Raw genomic sequence first — 18,577 nt, 5'->3', positions numbered from 1 at the left:
GCGCGTTTGCGCAATAGTCGCGCAATGTAACGCGCGAGGCCAGAAGAGTGACCGTGACACGGACGATCCGGGTTCAGCCGCAGGCGTTCGACGCCGGCCACGCCGCCGCCGCGCTGACGGTCGGGCGCACGGATGTGGGCGCGCTGGTGAGCTTTGTCGGCCTGTGCCGCGACGAGGCGGGCCGTCTGGCCGCGCTGGAGCTGGAGCATTATCCCGGCATGGCCGAGGCGGAGCTGGAGCGCATCGCCGCCGAGGCCGAAAGCCGCTGGCCGCTGCTGGGGCTGACCGTCGTGCATCGTTACGGCAAGATCGCGCCGGGCGAGCCGATCGTGCTGGTGGCGGCGACCAGCGCCCACCGCGCCGCCGCTTTCGCCGCCGCCGAATTCATCATGGATTTCCTGAAAAGCCGCGCGCCGTTCTGGAAAAAGGAGCATCGCGCCGACGGAACCGCAGGCGCCTGGGTCGAAGCCAAGGACGCCGACGAACAGGCGCTGGCGCGATGGCAGCGCCCGCAGGGCTGACGCCCGCCCCCTACTTTCCGGCGAGGCGGTTTCCGACCAGCCGGTATTCGATGCGGCGGTTGCGGAAGCGCCCCTCGACGCTGTCGTTGGCGACGATTGGCGCGGCGCCGCCATAGCCTTTGGCCGTGAGCATGTCCGGCCTCGCCCCGGCCTGAATCAGCGCGGCGCGCACGGCTTCGGCGCGGCGCCGCGACAGCGCGACATTCTCGGCCTCGTCGCCGGTGCCGTCGGTATGGCCGGCGATCTCGATCACGGTTCCCTGCGGAAGTTGCGCCATCAGGGCGGCGGCCTGGCCCAGCAGGGCGCGCTCCGTCGCGGGCGCCTCCGCGCTGGCCGAGGCGAAATTGACGACGGAGCAGTTGAGCGCACCGACGAGATCGGCGGCGGCGAAGCCCGGCGGCAGCGCCGCCAGCGCTTCGGCCACGCGGGCGTTGGCGCGCGCCGACACCGCGCTCAAATGATCGGCCAGCGACACCACCTTGACGTCGCCGCCGAACAGGCCCTCCACATTGGACGAGAGGCGCGTGCGGTCGGCGTCGCCCATATAGCCCCGGATCATGAGATCGTTCCCGCTGAACAGCACGGTGAGGCCGGACACTTTTAATGTCTTCAGCGCGGCCGGCATCGCGGCGAGCCAAGGCGCCGAAGCGCGGCCAGGCTCGACGGCGATGGCGCCGACGATCCGGCGCGGGCCATGAACCGCCTTGAGCGCGTTCAGCAAGGCGGCGCGGGTCTCCGGGTCCGCCACCACGCCCGAGACATGGAGACGGCCGGCGGCCGTGCTGAACTCGAAGCTGGCGGGGGGCAGGTCGTCGGCCGGACGAATCGGTTTGGGCGGGATCGACCCGGTGATGATCTGGTCATCCACGGCGGGATTGCTTGTCGCCGCGACCACCGGCGCCGGCGCAGGATCGCTCGGGGTCGGCGCGGGCGCGGCGGCGTCGACGCTCGGCTCCGGCGCGGCGGGCGCCTCGGCCACCACAACCGCCTCGGCCGGCGCGGCAGGAGCCTCAGCTGCAACAAGCGTTTCGGGCGCCGCTGTCGCGGCAGGCTCGGAGGCGGCGACATTCGGCTCCGGCGCGGCCGACGCGGCGGGGATTTCAGCCGCAGCGACCGTCTCGGGCGCAGCGGAAGGGGGCGGCTCGACCGGCGCGGCGGCGGCGACGCTCGGCTCCGGCGCGGCCGGCGCGGCGGGGATTTCAGCCGCAGCCACTGTCTCAGACGCAGCGGACGGGGGAGCCTCGACCGGCGCGGCGGCGGCGACGCTCGGCTCCGGCGCGGCCGCCGTTGCGGGAACTTCAGCCACAGCGACCGTCTCGGGCGCAGCGGAAGGGGACGGCTCGACCGGCGCGGCGGCGACGACGCTCGGCTCGGGCGCGGCGGGCGGTTGAGCAGCGCGCCGCGCGAGATCGCGCCGGCGATACAAAGGCGAGGACGCCACGGCGATGGCCTCCGAAGACGCCGGTTCAGCGACCGGCTCCGGCGCAGGACGCTCCGCCACCGTCTCGAACGTATCCGGGTCCATCGCCGGGGCCGGCGCGAACGGCGTCGTCGCCCTGGCTCGCGCCATTTCGACGGAGGCCGGAAGGCGCGTGTAGCTGTCGATCAGATAGGTCGCGCCGCCGACCAGCGCGAACACGGCCGTGACGCTTGCGACTTCGAACAGGGCGCTCGATTTCCGGACCGCTCGGGCGCCTGTGGCGCCTCCGCCAGCCGAGTCGTCAGTGCCTGAGTCGAGGGCCGCCATGCCGAATCTCCGCAATCCTGTTCGCCGGGTCAGGCTCGCGCCAAGCGCGAATCTGAGACATGAACAAGAAGCCCGATCGACCTTGCGCGGCGCTTGTCGCGGCGCCGCGCGTTCCCTCGCCCTGGGGCGGGCGGCTTCGATCGCGAAGCCGCGGGGCGCGAATCGACGCTTGTCGCGCCTCGCGCCCTGTCTGGTTCAGGCGTGAACCTTGGGCTGCACTTCGGCGGCGTAGGCCTCGACCAGCGTGCGGGAGATGGCGCCGGGCGTGAAGCGATACGGCCCGATCTCCGACACCGGCGTGACCTCCGCGCCCGTGCCGACGACGAAACACTCGTCAAAGCCGGCGAGTTCTTCCGGCATGATGCGGCGCTCGTTGACCTTGATTCCCTTGTCCTTGGCGAGACCGATCACGGTCTGGCGGGTCAAGCCGTTCAGGAAGCAGTCGGCGATCGGCGTGTGGATTTCGCCATCCTTGACGAACATGATGTTGGCGCCGGTGCATTCGGCGACGCGCCCCTGCCAATCGAGCATCATGGCGTCGGCATAGCCGCGCCGCTCGGCCCGGTGCTTGGAAATGGTGCAGATCATGTAAAGGCCCGCCGCCTTGGAGGCGCAGGGCGCGCAGGCCGGATCGGGGCGGCGGTATTCGGCGATGTCGAGCCGGATGCCCTTCATCTTGGTGGCGATGTCGAACATGGACGGCCAGTCCCACACCGCGATGGCCATGTGGATCTTGGCGTTCTGGGCGGCGACCGCCATCATTTCAGAGCCGCGCCAGGCCACCGGGCGCACATAGCAATTCGTCAGATTGTTCTTTGCGATGGTCAGCTTCTTGGCGGCTTCGATCTCCTGCACCGAATAGGGGATTTCGAAATCGAGCAGCTCCGCCGATTTCCTGAACCGCTCGGCATGCTGGTGCGACTTGTAGATCACGCCATTGTAAGCGCGCTCGCCTTCGAACACGCAGGAGCCATAATGCAAGCCGTGGGTGAGGACATGCAGCTTGGCGTCCTTCCAAGGGACCATCTCGCCGTCTTTCCAGATGAATCCATCACGCTGGTCGAAAGGCAAAACGGACATGTCGCGCTCCTGCAAACTGCCGGGAAAGTTGAATATGGGCGGCTTTGTGAGGGAAGCACGGACTGCGCCGGCTCGATCGCCGCTCGAGGGAAGCTTGACGAGTAGCAACCGACCTGAAATATGTCAATAGAACTGACATATTCAGAGCGTTTTCGCGCGAAACGGCGCCGGTTCGCATGAGGAAACGCCTTGAAACGAAACCTGAGGCCCGTTCGCCGGACCAGCCTCAGCCTGGAAAGGGCCCGCATGGATCAAGCCTTGCAGCGCCAGACCGCACCGCAGCCCGCCGGGCGCGAACCGGCGGACGAGCCCATGTTCGACCTGATCGAAGCCCTGTTTTTCGCTTATCGCGATTTCGTCGGCGACGCCGACCGGCTGCTGCTGCGCTACAATTTCGGCCGCGCCCATCACCGCGTGCTCTATTTCGTCGATCGCCGGCCCGGCCTGTCGGTCGCCGAACTGCTCGACCTGCTCAGGATCACCAAACAGAGTCTGAGCCGCGTGTTGAAGGAACTGCTCGACCAGGCCTATATCGAGCAGCGGCCCGGCCTCGCCGACCGCCGCCAGCGGCTGCTGTTTCCGACCGAGGCCGGCCACGCCCTGGCGCTGGAAATCGCGCTGGTGCAATCGGAACGGTTCGCGCGGGCGCTGGACCGGCTGCCGGCGGGAGCGCGGGCGCAGGGCGCGGCTTTTCTCGCCGCCGTCAGCGATTCCGGGGAAATTCCATGAGTCCGACCGAAATCCCCGCGCCCTCCGACGACGCGCCGCACATCCTGCTGGTGGACGACGACCGCCGCATCCGGCAATTGCTGTCGCGGGTGCTGCAGCGCGAGGGCTATCGCGTCACCGTGGCCAACAGCGCCGAGGACGCCGGCGCGCGCATTCGCGGCCTGCAATTCGACCTGATCATTCTCGACGTGATGATGCCCGGCGAAAACGGCTATCAATTCGCCGCGCGGCTCCGCGCCGACAACGCGCCCATCGCCGAGGCGCCGATTCTGATGCTCACCGCCCGCGCCGAGATCGAGGACCGCATCCAGGGCCTTGAAGCCGGCGTCGACGACTATCTCGCCAAGCCCTATGACGTGCGGGAACTCACGCTGCGCGTCGCCGCCCTGTTGCGCCGCATGACCCGGACCAGCGCGCCCGCCTCGTCCAATCCGGCGCGGTTCGGCGAGTTCTGCTTCGATCCCGACCGCGGCGAATTGAAGCGAGGCGACGAGATCATCCGCATCACCGAGCGCGAGCGCGACATGCTGCGCATCCTCAGCGAAAAGCCCGGCGAGACGGTGTCGCGCGAGGCCCTGGGCGGCGGCGAGGCGGCCAACGAGCGCACGGTGGACGTGCAGGTCAATCGCCTCCGCCGCAAGATCGAGGAAGACCCCGCCAATCCGCTGCTGCTGCAGACCGTGCGGGGCATCGGCTACCGGCTGGCGGCCGAGCGATGACGGCGGCGGCGCGACTTCTGGCCGCCTGGCAAGGATTCGCGCGCGCGCTGGCGAGCGTGATGCCCAAGGGACTTTACGCCCGCTCGCTGCTGATCGTCATCGCGCCCATGGTGCTGCTGCAATCGGCCATCGTCGTGGTGTTCATGGAGCGCCACTGGAATCTGGTCACCTTCCGCCTGTCCAACGCCGTCAGCCAGGACATCGCGGCGCTGATCGACATTCATCGCGAGTTCGGCGCCGACAACGCCAAGCTGGAACAGATCGCGCGCCGGCGGTTCGGTTTCGAGGCGGAGCTTCTCCCGCCGGGGCCGCTGCCCTCCGCCCTGCCCCGTCCGTTCTTCTCCCTGCTCGACCGCGCCATGTCGCAGGAGATCGGCCGGCTGGTGACGCAGCCGTTCTGGATCGACACGGTGGGCCAGTCGGATTTCATCGAGGTGCGCATCGACCTGGGCGACGCCGTGCTGCGCGTGGTGGCGCGGCGCAGCCAGGCCTATGCCTCCAACACTCATATTTTCATCGTGTGGATGGTGGGCACGGCGGCGGTGCTGATCGTGGTGGCGATTCTGTTCATGCGCAACCAGATTCGCCCGATCATGGCGCTGGCCGATGCGGCGGAGGAATTCGGCAAGGGCCGCGAGGTGGAGTTCCGCCCGCGCGGCGCCCGCGAAGTGCGCCGCGCCGCCTATGCTTTTCTTGAGATGAAGCGCCGCATCGAGCGGGCCATCGAGCAGCGCACCACCATGCTCAACGGCGTCAGCCATGACCTGCGCACCATTCTCACGCGCTTCAAACTGTCGCTCGCCTTGCTGCCTGACGAACCGGAGGTCGTCGACATGGCCGGCGACGTCAACGAAATGCAGCGCATGCTCGAAGCCTATCTGGCTTTCGCGCGCGGCGATTCCGGCGAAGTGGCCGCGCCCTCCAACATTCCCGACCTGCTGGACGCGCTGCGCCAGGATTCGGAGCGGCTCGGCCACGAGACCCATGTGGCCTATTCCGGCGAACCCGTCGCCACCGTGCGCCCCGACGCCTTCAAGCGCTGCCTCGCCAATCTGCTCAACAATGCCTTGCGTCATGGCCGCACCATCGCGCTCGACGGCTCCTGCGACCGGAAGTTTCTGCAAATTCATGTCGATGACGACGGTCCCGGCATCCCCGCCGACCAGCGCGAGGAGGTTTTCCGGCCGTTTGTGCGCCTCGACGCCGCGCGCAACCAGGACGAAGGCGGCACCGGTCTCGGCCTCGCCATCGCCCGCGACATCGCCCGCTCGCATGGCGGCGACATCTATCTGTCCACCAGCCCGCTGGGGGGACTGCGCGCCAGCGTGCGCGTGCCGGTCTGAGCGGATTTCCGATTTTTTCGTCCTGGCGGTATAGAGGCGCGCCTGAATCTGTTGGGAAACACCATGAACCTTGTCGACGTCGCGCTGGCCGATCTTTCGGGCGCGGAAACCTTCCCCCTCGACGCGCTGATGACGCTGCGCCAGAAATGGACTGAGGCGCGCGCCCCCTTGTTTGCGGCGCTCGAAGCGTATGCGTCCGGCGCCGACCGCTCCGAGGAGACCGCCTCGCGCGCCTTCTTCGGCCTGCACCTGCTGGCGGAAAAGCGCGACGCCGCCGCTTTCGCGCCGCTGGTCGCGGTGGCGCTGGAAGGCGCGCCGCTTTACGACATGCTCGGCGATGGAACGACCGAGACGCTGCCCTCGCTGTTCGTCAGCCTGTGCGACGGCGATTTCGCCACGCTGCGCAAGATCGTGGAGACGCCGCAGGCCGACGAATGGGCGCGCGTCGCCGCCATCGAGGCGCTGGCCTGGTTCGTCCATACGGGCGAAATCCCGCTGGAAGACATGCGCGAAACGCTGGCGAACTGGTTCGAGACGCTGGAGCCGCGCGAGACTCACGTCGTCTGGTACGGCCTGCAGGCGGGCGTGGCCCTGCTGGGCTTGAGCGAACTGGAGCCGCAGGTCGCCCGCGCCTTCCGCCAGAAACTGGTGGACAACGACATTCTCGGCTTCGAGGATTTCCAGGACGACCTGCGCGCGGCGCGCGCCGACCGCGCCGGCTTTTTCAAGGAGCGCGGCCTGGGGCCGATCGACGACGCCGTGGCGGCCCTGGAGGTGTTCGACATGGACGAGGAGGATCTCGCCCCCCAACCGCCCGCCGAAAACAAGTTCAAGCATGTCGGCCGCAACGATCCCTGCCCGTGCGGCAGCGGCAAAAAATACAAGAAATGCTGTTTGCAGGCGGAGTGAGGCGGGGTCAGCGCTCGACGCAGTCGCGCAAATGCCGCCAGCAATGGCCGGCGCCGATCTCGTCCACCGTCCACTGACAGTAGGCGAGATTGGCGATCCACTGGCTGCGGTCGCCGCGCCAGGGGTCGGCCAGGTCGGCCAGGCGATGGCCCGACACCTCCCATGCGAAATTGTTGGGGCTGAGGCAAAAAAGTGGGCACGCCGGCCATGACGGCGTCCACGGCCGACCCGCTGGTGAAGGTCACCCAGGCGCCGGCCGCCGCCAGATCCTCGCTCAAGGGCCGGCGCGAGACATCGGCCCCGAGCGCGGACGCATAGGTGATCCATTGCAGGGACGTGTCCAGCGGATGCGGGCGCATCACGATTCGCCGGCGCCATTTGCGGTCGATATAATTGGCGGCGTCGAAGGCCCATTCGAGCGCGTCAACGCCGTCGAGCGAATAATCGCCCGGCAATTGCCCGGCGATGAACACCGGCCCGTCGCCTTCCTTCCACGGCGCGGCGACCAGATTCATCGCCTCGGCCCGGTCCGACGGCATGTCGCGGCGAAAAAAACGGCCGGCGCGATGGACATGGTCGAAGCCGGCGCGAAAGCGCCATTGGTCGAAATCGCGCAGGATCGGCGTTTCGAAAATCAGCAGATTGCGGCTGTGCAAATGACGGATTTTGCGCGCCGCGCGCGCCCGCTCCACGGGGCCGCCGCGCGGCGACCAGAGAATCACCGCGACATCGCACTCGTCATAATCGAGGGAACTGACCTTCACCTTGTCGTTGGCGGCGGCGAGACCGGGGACGAGTCTCTTGTGAATGAAGTCGATCTCATTGCGATTCTGCGCAGTTCGGTCGAAAATCGTTATTCTAAGACTCGGCAAGACCACCCCCGCCCCGGTTGGCCGCCCGGCCTTCTCCGGCATTGCGATTCGCTCACGCGCTTCCCGCTACTCCTATCAACCGAAAATGACGCCGACCTTTCGTCTCACCGCGCGCCGACGAGCCGCCGCGCCAGCCCCATCAGCGGATCGGCCAGCGGGGCCAGCGCCCGGCCGGCGTCGTCGAGCCTTGCGGCCCAGACCCGGCCTTGTTCAAGCTCGTGGTCCAACGCGGCCATGGTCCGCGCGGAATCGTCGGAGTCGTCGTCAAGCCAAACATGGAACGTCCGCAGCCAGACCAGGACCAGCCCCTGCAGTTTCACCGCGCCGAGCGGCCCCTCGCTGCTTTCCCCGGCCGCCTCCAGCATGAAGCGCAGCGAATTGATCGCGAGTCGGTTGATCTCGGCCAAGGCGGGGGGATCGCGCATCGCCCAGGCGTCGATATGGACGAGCGCGGCCTTGTAGGGTTTCATCGCGTCGAACCGGCGCATCAGAACGTCGAACAGCCGGTCCTTGGCGCTTTCGCCGGCGAGATCGTCCGGCGTCTCATCGAGCACAATGCGGTCGATGCGCCGGGAAAAGCCGGCGAGAACGGCGCCCTTGGACGGGAACGCGTCACGAAACTGCGCCAGCGACAGGCCGGCGCGATCGGCGACATCGGCCATCGATATTTCGACCCAGGTCCTTTCCGCCGCCAGCGCCATCAGCGCGTCCACGGCTTTTTCCCGGGCGTCCTTCGGCTTGCTTTCCGCGTTCTCGTCCGATCTATGCTTATGCGCGCTCATGGCTGGCCCTCCACGCACAAGATGGGTCGAAGCGCGGCCGCGCGCAAGTTCAGCCGGACAAGTCCTCGGCGCGCTTCCGCGCGGCGGCGCCGGCTCGGACCATCAGGGGCGTCAAGCCGTCGGGGGCCATCAGCACATCGAGCGCGGCCTGCGTGGTTCCGCCGGGCGATGTGACGTTTTTGCGCAGGGTCGCGGCGGAGATGTCGGGCTGGCGGCGCAGCAGTTCGCCGGAGCCTTCCACCGTGGCGCGGGCGAGCCGCAGCGACAGATCGGCCGGCAGCCCGAGTTGCGTCCCGGCTTCGGCGAGCGCCTCGACCAGATTGAACACATAGGCCGGCCCCGAGCCGGAAATGGCGGTGACGGCGTCAATCAGCGATTCGCGCTCGACCCATTCGACGCCGCCGACGCCCGAGAGCAGGAACTGCGCCTTTTCGCGCTGGTCGGGGCGGGTCGCTTCATTGGCGAACACGCCGGTGACGCCGCGTCCGACCGCGGCGGGCGTGTTGGGCATGGCGCGCAGGATCGCCGAGGCCGGCAGACGGGCGGCGAGATTATGAACGGTTTTGCCCGCCAGAATCGACAGGAGAAAGCTGTCCCGGCCGAACAGCGCCGCGATTCCGGCGGCCACCGCGTCGAGCGCCTGCGGCTTGACCGCAAGCACCACCGCTTCGGCCGGCGCGTGCGCGGGGTTCAGCGCGAAGCCCCATTTGCCGGCCTGCGCGCGCAGCGCGTCGGAGGGCGCGGGATCGTAGACGCTGATGCGCCGCGGTTCGAAGCCGGCGGCGAGCCAGCCCCCAAGCAGGGACGACCCCATCTTGCCGGCGCCCACCAGCGCCAAAGTTTCGGGCGCGGTCATGCTTCGCCCTTGGTCTCGAACAGGGCGCTGGACAGCGATTCCTCCGCCGGCTTGTTGGCCCAGACCACGAACTGGAACGCCTGGTAATAGCGTTCGCAGGCGTCGAGCGCGGCCGAGAGCATCGCCTCGCATTGCGCCATGCCGGGCTGCGCGCCGCCGGCCAGCGGCAGGGCGTGACGGAACATCACCACGCCGTCGCGCGACCAGACGTCGAAATGGCCCATCCACATCTGCTCGTTGATCTTGGTCACCAGACGCGCCGTCTCGGCGCGGCGCCGTTCGGGAACCTTCAAATCGAAGGCGCAGGCCAGATGCAGCGCCTCGCATTCCGACAGCCACGTGAAGGCGATGTTGTAATCCGCCCAGGAGCCGGTCACGCCGAGCGAGATTTCATCCGCGTCGTCGCGGTCGAAGCTCCAGTCCTTCAGACAGGCGAGCCGCTCGATCACGTCGACCGGGTGCTCGAATCTCTCGCTATGTTCCAGTTCAGTAAGCAGCATGGATCGTTTCCGGCGCGCAATGCGCGAAGGAGTGAAGATATGGCTAAACTCGCGCCGATACTGTTCGCCGCGCGGACGCCTTGCGCCGCCACCCCTGCGGACGGCGGACAAGGCAGCGGCGAATCACCTGACCAGGTCAATATAGCTGCAACGACCCGGAAGGTGAATCGTCCCTTACGGCAGGATCAAACTGCTGGATTCGCGGAGGGTAGTCCATGCTGCCAAAAAAAAGTCCACAACTATCGCAACAGCGCCTTATTCGGCGCCGTTGGATGAGGCCGTCGCCGCGAGCTTGGCTTCCAGTTCGGCCACGCGCCGCTCCAGCGCGTCGTTGGCGTTGCGGGCGGCGACCGCCATGTCGCGCACGGCCTCGAATTCCTCGCGCGAGACAATATCCATTGTCGACATCATCCGCTCGACCTGCGCCTTGATCATGGTCTCCGCCTCCTTGCCGAGGCTTTTGGCCGCGCCGGCGGCGTCATTGAACAAACGCGACATGTCATCGAAAAAGCGGGGGCGTTCCTGCATGGCGGGGCTCCTGGTTGTCGCCGATGAGATGGGGCTTTTCCGCCGCCAAAGCAAGTTTTTCGCGCAAGCTTTGCGAAACCGGCCTAATGTGCCGCCGGATCGCTTGATTCTCGCGTTTGTCCGCCGCCCAGGACCGCACATTCCTGGAGGCCGCACGTTCAGAGACCGCTCATTCCAGGGACCGATCATTCGGGGACCGCTCATTTAGGGACCGCTCATGCCGCTCTACGTCATGCCCTATCCCGTCATCGACCCGGTCATGGTCCAGCTCGGGCCTTTGCCGATTCGCTATTACGCCCTCAGCTATATCGTCTCCCTCGTCGTCGGCTGGCTGATCGCGCAGCGGCTGGTGACGCGCGACGCCCCATGGGGCGCGGTGGCGCGGCCCTCGGCGCGAAGCCTGGACGACCTGCTGGTTTACGTGGCCTTCGGCGCCGTGCTCGGCGGACGGCTGTTCTATGTTCTGTTCTACAATCTGCCGTTTTTCCTGGCCAATCCGCTGGAAATCCCCGCCGTCTGGCAGGGCGGCATGTCGTTCCACGGCGGCATGACCGGCGCCGCGCTCGGCGCCTTCCTGTTCGCGCGCCGCGAAAAGGTCTTGTTTCTTTCGGTCGGCGACCTCTGCTGTTGCGTCGCGCCCATCGGCCTGTTCCTCGGGCGCCTCGCCAATTTCATCAAGCCGGAGCTATGGGGCCGGCCCGCCGACGTCCCCTGGGCCATGATGTTTCCGGGCGCAGGGCCGGAGCCGCGCCATCCCAGCCAGCTCTACGAGGCCGGCCTCGAAGGGCTGGCCCTCGGCCTCGTCATGGCGCTCGCGGTCCGCGCCGGCGCCTTCCGGCGGTCCGGCTTGACCAGCGGCCTGTTCCTGGTCGGCTATGCGCTGGCGCGAATCGCCTGCGAATTTTTCCGCGAGCCCGACCCGCAGCTTGGCTTCCTGTTCGGAGGCGCCACAATGGGCATGCTGCTGTCCGTGCCGCTGGCGCTGGCCGGCGGCGCCCTGATCATTTTCGCCCTACGCCGGAGAGCGGGCGCGCAACTGGAGACGATACATGGCTGAACCGGACGATCTTGGCGCGGACATCCGTGAGATCATCGCCCACGACGGCCCGATTTCGATCGAGCGCTTCATGGCGCTGGCGCTGACCCATCCGTCGAAGGGCTATTACACCGCCCGCGATCCGTTTGGCGCGACCGGCGACTTCACGACGGCGCCGGAAATTTCGCAGATGTTCGGCGAGCTGATCGGTCTGTGGGCGGCGGATCTGTGGGAGCGCATCGGCGCGCCCGCAGAGCTGCGGCTGGTCGAACTCGGACCGGGGCGCGGCGCGCTCATGTCGGATTTCCTGCGCGCGGCGCGGGTGGCGCCGGGCTTTTTCGCCGCGCTCGACGTGCATCTCGTCGAGGCCAGCGACAAGCTCGCGGACCGCCAGAGCGAGGCGCTGGCCTCGTGCGGCCGCCCGGTGAGCTGGCATCGCACCCTCGACGGCGTTCCGGCCGGCCCCGCCATTTTCATCGCCAACGAATTCTTCGACGCCCTGCCGACGCGCCATTACGTGAAGACGCCGCAGGGCTGGCGCGAGAAGCTGATCGGCCTCGACGGCGACGGCCGGCTCGCCTTCGGCCTCGGCGACCAGATCGAGCCGTTCCTCAAGGCGGAGGCCGAGGACGGCGCCGTGCTCGAAATCAATGCGGCGGCGCAAAGGGTGATGTCGCAAATCGCCGCGCGCATCGTCGAACAGAACGGCGCGCTGCTGGCGGTGGACTACGGCTATTTGCAAACCGGCTTCGGCGAGACGCTGCAGGCGATCAAGGCGCATCGCTTCGTCGATCCGCTCGCCGAACCGGGACAGGCCGACCTGACCACCCATGTCGATTTTTCCGCCCTGTCGCGCGCGGCGCGCGCCGTCCATGCCGAAGCGCACGGCCCCGTGCCGCAGGGCCGTTTCCTGATCGACATCGGCATTATCGAGCGCGCCGAGGCGCTGGCCGGCCGCGCGAGCGAGGACCAGCGCGCGCAGATCGACGCCGCGCTGGCGCGGCTGACCGACATGGAGGAGACCGGGATGGGCGCCCTGTTCAAGGTGCTGGCCGTCACCCGTCGCGGCCTGCGCGACCTGCCCGGCTTCACCGAACCGGACGAGGACGGCCATGACGCTTGAGGCGATCCGGTCGCAGGCGCTCGACGGCGTCAGCCACGGCTTTTTCACCCGCAAGGGCGGCGCATCGCAGGGGATTTACGCCTCGCTGAACGGCGGCGTCGGCTCGCAGGACGATCCCGCCGCCGTGGCCGAAAACCGCGCGCGCATGGCGGCGTTTCTGGGCGTCGCGCCGGAAAATTTTCTTGTCCCCTATCAAATTCATTCCGCCGACGCGCGGACGGTTTCGGCCCCCTGGGCGGCGGACGCAAGGCCGCGCTGCGACGGTCTGGTCAGCAACACCCCCGGCCTGGGCCTGGGCGTGACCGGCGCCGATTGCGGCGTGCTGCTGATGGCCGACGCCCGGGCCGGGGTGATCGGCGCCGCCCACGCCGGCTGGAAAGGGGCGCTGACCGGCATGGTCGAGGCGCTTGTGGCGGCGATGGAGGGGCTTGGCGCGCGCCGCGAAAATATTTCCGGCGCGCTGGGGCCGACCATCGGCCCGCAATCCTACGAAGTCGGGCCGGAGTTTTACGCACGCTTCATCGGCGAGAACGCCGATTACGCACGGTTCTTCACCCCATCGCGTCAGGCGGAGCATTTCATGTTTGACCTGCCGGGCCTGATCGAACTCCGGGTGGAGCAAGCGGGAATCGGGCGCTTCGACAACACGCGCCTCGACACGTATTCGGACGAGGAGCGCTTCTTCTCCTACCGCCGCACGACGCATCGCAAGGAGCCGGACTACGGCCGGCTGGTGGCGGGCGTCGCGCTGCCGGCGTGAACGCCGGCGCGACAACAATCGCGCCGGCGCCGCATCAACTCACCCAGCCAGCGCGGCCTTCACCAGACCGCTGACCTTGGCGAAGTCCATCTTGCCGGCATGGGCGGCCTTGAGCGCGGCCACGACCTTGCCCATCTCCTTGATCGAGGTCGCGCCGGTTTCGGCGATGGCGGCCTTGATGGCGGCGGCGACGTCCTCATCGCTCAGCGGCTGCGGCAGGAAGGTGGCGATCACCGCGATTTCCTCGCGCTCCTGCGCGGCGAGTTCGGGACGGCCGTTCTGATCGTAGATTGTCATGCTCTCCTGCCGGCTCTTCACCAGCTTCTGCAACAGCGCGAGAATGTCGTCCTCGCCGACCTCCTTGCCGGAGGTGCGAGCCTCGATGTCCTTATCCTTGAGCGCGGCGGTGATCATACGGATCGTGGCCACGCGGGCCTTGTCGCCCGCCTTCATGGCTGTCTTGAGTTCGGCTGTGAATTGTTCGCGCAACATGTGAGCATCCCGCTGGTCGGCCGAGGGTCGGCATTGACGATTGAGCCTCGAATGCCTAGGTTGCACCTGGATTTCAACCCCCGTATGGAAAAAAGCGTTTCGTCCCGCACGAAACGCTTTTTCGCACGCGCCACTCCCGATCGAGACCGACATGACCGAACAAAACGGCTGGACCAAGCCCCTTCCCACCGCCCTGCTGGTTCTGGCGGATGGCACGGTGATCGAAGGCTTCGGCTTCGGCGCGGCCGGCGCGGCGGTCGGGGAAGTCTGCTTCAACACCGCCATGACCGGCTATCAGGAAATCCTCACGGACCCCTCCTACGCCGCGCAGATCGTCACCTTCACCTTTCCCCATATCGGCAATGTCGGCGCCAATGGCGAGGACGTCGAGACGGTGGACATGGCGCGGGTCGAGGGCGCGCGCGGGGTGATCGTGCGGGCGCCCGTCACCGACCCCTCGAATTTCCGCGCGCAAAACCATTTCGTCGAATGGCTCAAGGCCCGCAACATCGTCGGCCTGTCCGGCGTGGACACCCGCGCCCTCACCGCCCTGATCCGCGAAAAGGGCATGCCCAACGCCGTCATCGCCCATGACCCCGAAGGCAAGTTCGACGTGGAAGCCCTGAAGAAGCAGGCGGCGGCCTGGCCGGGCATTGATGGCATGGACCTCGTTCCCGGCGTCACCGCCGAAAAGGACTATGCCTGGTCCGAAACCACCTGGAAGCTCGGCTCCGGCTATGGCGCGCGGGACAAGACCGCCTACAAGGTGGTGGCGCTCGACTTCGGCGTGAAGCGCAACATTTTGCGCCTGCTGGCCGACGCCGGCTGCGAAGTCGAGGTCGTGCCCGCGACCACGTCGGCGGAGCATATCCTGGCGCTGAAGCCCGATGGGGTGTTCCTGTCCAACGGCCCCGGCGACCCCGCCGAAACCGGCAAATACGCCGTGCCGACCATTCAGAAGATCCTCGACGCCAAGATCCCGACCTTCGGCATCTGCCTGGGCCATCAGATGATGGCGCTGGCGGTGGGCGCCAAGACCGAGAAAATGCACCAGGGCCATCACGGCGCCAATCATCCGGTCAAGGATTTCACCACCGACAAGGTCGAGATCGTCTCGATGAACCACGGCTTCGCCGTCGATCCCAAAACCCTGCCGGCCAATGCGGTGGAAACCCACCGCTCGCTGTTCGACGGTTCGAACTGCGGCATCGCCCTCACCGACCGCCCGGCCTTTTCCGTGCAGCACCACCCCGAAGCCTCGCCCGGCCCGCAGGACAGCCATTACCTGTTCGCGCGCTTCGTCGAGATGATGGACAAGGCCCGCGCGGCCTAAGACTCAAAACTCGGGAAAGCGCCCGCAGCCTGACGCGCCTTTCGCGCCGGCGAGAAAACCCACCAGTTCAGGGCCTCGCCGGTCCGGGCCTGATGGATCGCCGCCGCGAAGAGGTCGTGAACGCAGGGGTCATGCCGGCGTCCCGTCTCCCGCATGAGCCGAACATAAAGCGCGTCGGCGTCCTGCTCCGCGAGCTGGCGCACGTTTGTCACGCCGAGCCGGCTGAAGTCGGCCAGCGCCGCCTTGCCGACATTGCGCAATTGCTCCAGCGCCTGCGGTTTCGCCTGTTGCGGCATGGCCGATCGCCCTCCCCTCTCGCCTCGCACATATCTTACACCGCCGTCGCGCCGCCGACAGGCGCTGTCGGCTTCGCCTCGCTGTTGAAGCAGCCGCGACACTTCGTCGCCCGAACATCCGGTCTGGCGCCGATCCTGAGGGGGCATGTCTTTTGCTGCCCTCCGGCGCGGAAACCTTCGTCTCCGCAAACCCGAGGGCATACCAATGGCCAATGTGACTTTTACCTCGCCGAAATTGTCTCGCGATGTGACCGTCTACGCCGTGGCGGGAGCGCGCAACACGCTGCTCGATCTCGCCAAGGAGCACAAGGTTCCGATTCCCTACGACTGTCAGGACGGCGAATGCGGCTCCTGCCTGTGCGAAGTGACGATCCTGAGCAAGACGCCACGCGCCATTTCCCTGACCGAAAAGGAAAAGGAAGTGCTGAAACAGCTCGGCAAGATATCTCACGATGAAGTCGCCAACGCCGAGGTCAACGACATGCCGCCGCACTACCGGCTCGCCTGCCAGTATATCTTTCGCGATGAGGACATTATCGTGAAGTTTGATGGCGACGAGGCCACGCCGGTGAAGGTGAGCAAGTCGTCGGCCACCGTCATTGGCTGATTTCGGGCGAACCTGAGGGAAAGGCGTCGGTCGCGGGCTCCACCGCCCGCCACCGGCGCCGACACGGCGGCGATAAATCCTCCCCCCAGCGCGCCATGGATTTTGCTAAATACGGCTCAGAGCTTGCCGAACCCAGCCCGGCGCCCTAAATCAACCGCAAATCGTCCGGCGGCCGTTCGGACAAACGGCAGTTGGGCTATGGAGCGTATGAACAGCGATTACGGGCAAGACGCCGGCGCAAATGAGGCAGATCCGGACGCGACGTCCGCGCCCGCCTCGGGAAGCCGCGCGCTCGCGCCGGTTCCGCAACGATCGAGCCCGAAGATCAAGGCGCTGATTGGCGCCGTCGCCAGCCTGTTGCTGGTGCTGATCGCCTTTTTCGTCCTGTCGCGGACGCTGGCCAAACTCAATCTCGCCGAATTGAGCACCGCCGTGGCGGCGACGTCATGGACGCAAATCTCCTATGGGCTGCTGTTCACCGCCTGCTCCTATCTGATGCTGACCGGCTATGACGCCATCGCGCTGAAGCAATTGCGCCTGAAAGTGCCGTATCGCACCACGGCGCTGGGCTCGTTCGCCTCCTACGCGGTTTCGTTCACGCTCGGCTTCCCCATTTTCACCGGCGGAACCGTGCGTTACTGGATTTACTCCCGCGCAGGCGTGCGGCCGGGCAAGATCGCCAGCCTGACCGTGGTGGCGGGCGTCACGTTTTGGCTGGGCATGGCCGTGGTCATCGGCTTCGGCCTGATGATCAAGGCGGATTCGATTTCCGAAATCAACCAGTTCGCGGTCATTCTCAACCGCATGATCGGCGCCGCGGTGCTCGGCGCCGTGGGCGGCTATCTGTATTGGGTGTCGGCGCGGCCCCGGCGCGCCAAACTGCAGGGCCTGACGTTCGAACTGCCGGGCCTTGGCCTCACGCTGGGGCAGATGGCGCTGGGCGTGCTCGACCTGTGCTGCGCGGCGGCCGTGCTCTACGTGTTGCTGCCCAGCCACGAAGGCCTGGACTTCTTCACCTTCGCCTCGGTTTACGTCTTCGCCTGCCTGCTCGGCATCGCCAGCCACGCGCCGGGCGGCATCGGCGTGTTCGAGGCGACCATGCTCAAGGCGCTGCCCGCCCCCTCGCAGGAGGCGCTGCTGGCCTCATTGCTGATGTTCCGCATTCTTTATTATGTCATTCCTTTCGTGTTCGCTCTGGTGCTTCTGGGCGCCACCGAGGGCGGGCGCCGCTGGGACGCCTTGCGCGAGGCCATGAATCAGGCCGAGGGCGGAGACCGGGACGCCCGATAAGGACAACGCATGACCGCAGGCCGGGACGCAGCTTTGATTTCGGCCCTGATCGACGCCATGCCCGAACCGGTGCTGGTGATAGCCGGCTCGCTGCGGCTGTCCGCCGCCAATACTCCGGCGCGCGCGCTGTTTCCCTACCTGCGCCTCGACGCCCCGCTGGCCTCCTCGCTGCGCGCCGTCGATCTTCACGACGCGGTCGCGCGCGTGCTGGCCGGCGGCCCGGCCGAGGACATTTCCTGGCTGGCGCGCGCCCCGGTCGAGCGGCTCTACCAGGCCCGCGTCGCGGCTTTCGACTCCGGGGAGGCGCGCCATGTGGCGGTGACGCTGCACGACGCGACGGAATCGCGCCGGCTGGAGCAGATGCGCGTGGATTTCGTCGCCAACGCCAGCCATGAATTGCGCACGCCGCTGGCCTCGCTGCTCGGCTTCATCGAGACCCTGATCGGCCCGGCCCGCGACGACTCGGCCGCGCGCGAAAAGTTTCTGGGCATCATGTTGCATCAGGCCCGGCGCATGGCGCGGCTGGTGGACGACCTGCTGTCGCTGTCGCGCATCGAGCAGACCCTGCATGTCCAGCCGCGCGCGGCGGTCGATCTGGCCGCCGTGGTCGAACAGGTCCGCGACGCCTTGTCGCCGCTCGCCAAGGACAATCGCATCGAGCTGGTGGTCGAGGCGCGCAAGATCCTGGTGCGCGGCGATCGCGACGAACTGTTGCGCGTCGCCGAAAACCTGATCGAGAACGCCATCAAGTACAGCGCGCCCGAGCCGGGTCAGGCCGACAGAAAAGTGTGGATAAGCATCGAATCCCACGACGGCGTCGGCATCCTTTCGGTGCGCGACGAGGGGCCGGGCATAGCGCCGGAGAATATTCCCCGCCTCACCGAGCGGTTCTATCGCGTCGATGTCGGCCAGAGCCGCGCCAAGGGCGGCACCGGCCTCGGCCTCGCCCTGGTCAAGCACATTCTCGCCCGTCATCGCGGCCGGCTGTCGATCCAGTCGCTGCCGGGCGAAGGCGCGACCTTCTCCGCGCACGCGCCCTTGTTCGAATAAGGCC

General features: G+C 67.3%; 21 protein-coding genes. 12 read left to right on the top strand and 9 right to left on the bottom strand.

What is annotated here, in order from left to right:
* The first annotated feature begins 53 nt into the window (after positions 1-53).
* A complete protein-coding gene (locus CFB24_RS17855) occupies positions 54-521 on the top strand; it encodes a molybdenum cofactor biosynthesis protein MoaE (protein WP_244593247.1) in 468 nt (155 codons plus the stop codon).
* 10 nt (positions 522-531) lie between these two features.
* On the opposite strand, the gene CFB24_RS17850 is transcribed toward CFB24_RS17855, so the two are convergent.
* Together CFB24_RS17850 and CFB24_RS17845 are read right to left on the bottom strand one after the other, a co-directional pair.
* Positions 532-2,268 (bottom strand): OmpA family protein, encoded by a 1,737-nt coding sequence (locus CFB24_RS17850; RefSeq protein ID WP_088521999.1) that lies wholly within the window; start codon positions 2,266-2,268, stop codon positions 532-534.
* A 195-nt stretch (positions 2,269-2,463) separates the two neighbouring features.
* Positions 2,464-3,348 carry a branched-chain amino acid aminotransferase gene (locus CFB24_RS17845; protein WP_088522049.1) on the bottom strand — a complete coding sequence of 295 codons (885 nt, stop codon included), beginning with the start codon at positions 3,346-3,348 and terminating at the stop codon, positions 2,464-2,466.
* A gap of 246 nt (positions 3,349-3,594) precedes the next feature.
* Between CFB24_RS17845 and CFB24_RS17840 the strand changes: the two genes are divergently transcribed.
* From CFB24_RS17840 to CFB24_RS17825, 4 genes are all read left to right on the top strand, one after another.
* Positions 3,595-4,077: a MarR family winged helix-turn-helix transcriptional regulator gene (locus CFB24_RS17840; protein WP_088521998.1), complete on the top strand. Its 483-nt coding sequence runs from the start codon at positions 3,595-3,597 to the stop codon at positions 4,075-4,077.
* The gene (locus CFB24_RS17835) at positions 4,074-4,796 is read left to right on the top strand and encodes a response regulator transcription factor (protein WP_088521997.1); all 723 of its coding nucleotides are present in this window, start codon (positions 4,074-4,076) and stop codon (positions 4,794-4,796) included. Before CFB24_RS17840 ends, CFB24_RS17835 begins: the two co-directional genes overlap by 4 nt.
* The gene (locus CFB24_RS17830; RefSeq protein WP_088521996.1) at positions 4,793-6,139 is read left to right on the top strand and encodes an ATP-binding protein; all 1,347 of its coding nucleotides are present in this window, start codon (positions 4,793-4,795) and stop codon (positions 6,137-6,139) included. Before CFB24_RS17835 ends, CFB24_RS17830 begins: the two co-directional genes overlap by 4 nt.
* Before the next feature lie 63 nt (positions 6,140-6,202).
* Complete coding sequence (locus CFB24_RS17825) at positions 6,203-7,048, top strand: DUF1186 domain-containing protein (protein WP_141098493.1); 846 nt, start codon at positions 6,203-6,205, stop codon at positions 7,046-7,048.
* 7 nt (positions 7,049-7,055) lie between these two features.
* On the opposite strand, the gene CFB24_RS23160 is transcribed toward CFB24_RS17825, so the two are convergent.
* The 5 genes from CFB24_RS23160 to CFB24_RS17800 all read right to left on the bottom strand — a co-directional run bounded on the left by CFB24_RS23160 (position 7,056) and on the right by CFB24_RS17800 (position 10,586).
* Entirely contained in the window at positions 7,056-7,205 is a 150-nt protein-coding gene (locus tag CFB24_RS23160) for a hypothetical protein (protein ID WP_158255256.1), read from the bottom strand.
* An 819-nt stretch (positions 7,206-8,024) separates the two neighbouring features.
* Positions 8,025-8,702, bottom strand: coding sequence for a TetR family transcriptional regulator (locus CFB24_RS17815; protein ID WP_088521993.1), 678 nt, complete (start codon positions 8,700-8,702; stop codon positions 8,025-8,027).
* Between the two features lie 49 nt (positions 8,703-8,751).
* Positions 8,752-9,558, bottom strand: coding sequence for a pyrroline-5-carboxylate reductase (gene proC, locus CFB24_RS17810; RefSeq protein WP_088521992.1), 807 nt, complete (start codon positions 9,556-9,558; stop codon positions 8,752-8,754).
* Positions 9,555-10,058, bottom strand: coding sequence for a type III secretion system chaperone family protein (locus CFB24_RS17805; RefSeq protein ID WP_088521991.1), 504 nt, complete (start codon positions 10,056-10,058; stop codon positions 9,555-9,557). The genes proC and CFB24_RS17805 overlap by 4 nt, the downstream gene beginning before the upstream one ends.
* 255 nt (positions 10,059-10,313) lie before the next feature.
* On the bottom strand, positions 10,314-10,586 hold the full coding sequence (locus CFB24_RS17800) for an accessory factor UbiK family protein (protein WP_088521990.1): 273 nt from the start codon (positions 10,584-10,586) through the stop codon (positions 10,314-10,316).
* Positions 10,587-10,803: 217 nt separating this feature from the next.
* Between CFB24_RS17800 and lgt the strand changes: the two genes are divergently transcribed.
* Genes lgt through pgeF form a run of 3 tightly spaced genes read left to right on the top strand, consistent with a single transcriptional unit; the run spans position 10,804 to position 13,505 of the window.
* Positions 10,804-11,643: a prolipoprotein diacylglyceryl transferase gene (gene lgt, locus CFB24_RS17795; protein ID WP_088521989.1), complete on the top strand. Its 840-nt coding sequence runs from the start codon at positions 10,804-10,806 to the stop codon at positions 11,641-11,643.
* Positions 11,636-12,745: a class I SAM-dependent methyltransferase gene (locus tag CFB24_RS17790; protein WP_088521988.1), complete on the top strand. Its 1,110-nt coding sequence runs from the start codon at positions 11,636-11,638 to the stop codon at positions 12,743-12,745. Before lgt ends, CFB24_RS17790 begins: the two co-directional genes overlap by 8 nt.
* Complete coding sequence (gene pgeF / locus CFB24_RS17785; protein WP_088521987.1) at positions 12,735-13,505, top strand: peptidoglycan editing factor PgeF; 771 nt, start codon at positions 12,735-12,737, stop codon at positions 13,503-13,505. The genes CFB24_RS17790 and pgeF overlap by 11 nt, the downstream gene beginning before the upstream one ends.
* Positions 13,506-13,544: 39 nt before the next feature.
* Here pgeF and CFB24_RS17780 read toward each other — a convergent pair whose 3' ends face one another.
* On the bottom strand, positions 13,545-13,997 hold the full coding sequence (locus CFB24_RS17780; RefSeq protein WP_088521986.1) for a GatB/YqeY domain-containing protein: 453 nt from the start codon (positions 13,995-13,997) through the stop codon (positions 13,545-13,547).
* A gap of 151 nt (positions 13,998-14,148) precedes the next feature.
* On the opposite strand from CFB24_RS17780, the gene carA reads away from it, so the two are divergent.
* A complete protein-coding gene (carA, locus tag CFB24_RS17775; RefSeq protein ID WP_088521985.1) occupies positions 14,149-15,330 on the top strand; it encodes a glutamine-hydrolyzing carbamoyl-phosphate synthase small subunit in 1,182 nt (393 codons plus the stop codon).
* Here the strand turns inward: carA and CFB24_RS17770 are convergent.
* Positions 15,327-15,626, bottom strand: a complete 300-nt coding sequence (locus tag CFB24_RS17770) for a helix-hairpin-helix domain-containing protein (RefSeq protein ID WP_088521984.1) — start codon at positions 15,624-15,626, stop codon at positions 15,327-15,329. The genes carA and CFB24_RS17770 overlap by 4 nt on opposite strands.
* Positions 15,627-15,831: 205 nt before the next feature.
* Here CFB24_RS17770 and CFB24_RS17765 point away from each other — a divergent pair, with 205 nt between their 5' ends.
* The 3 genes from CFB24_RS17765 (at position 15,832) to CFB24_RS17755 (ending at position 18,573) form a co-directional block, all read left to right on the top strand.
* On the top strand, positions 15,832-16,233 hold the full coding sequence (locus CFB24_RS17765) for a 2Fe-2S iron-sulfur cluster-binding protein (protein WP_088521983.1): 402 nt from the start codon (positions 15,832-15,834) through the stop codon (positions 16,231-16,233).
* Between the two features lie 207 nt (positions 16,234-16,440).
* Positions 16,441-17,523, top strand: coding sequence for a lysylphosphatidylglycerol synthase domain-containing protein (locus tag CFB24_RS17760; RefSeq protein ID WP_244593248.1), 1,083 nt, complete (start codon positions 16,441-16,443; stop codon positions 17,521-17,523).
* A 9-nt stretch (positions 17,524-17,532) separates the two neighbouring features.
* A complete protein-coding gene (locus CFB24_RS17755) occupies positions 17,533-18,573 on the top strand; it encodes an ATP-binding protein (RefSeq protein WP_088521981.1) in 1,041 nt (346 codons plus the stop codon).
* The last annotated feature ends 4 nt before the right edge of the window (positions 18,574-18,577 follow it).

The organism is Rhodoblastus acidophilus (assembly GCF_900187365.1).
Taxonomy (GTDB): Bacteria; Pseudomonadota; Alphaproteobacteria; order Rhizobiales; family Beijerinckiaceae; genus Rhodoblastus; species Rhodoblastus acidophilus.
Note: the sequence above shows the minus strand (reverse complement) of the source record. Positions and strands in the feature narration are given on the sequence as shown.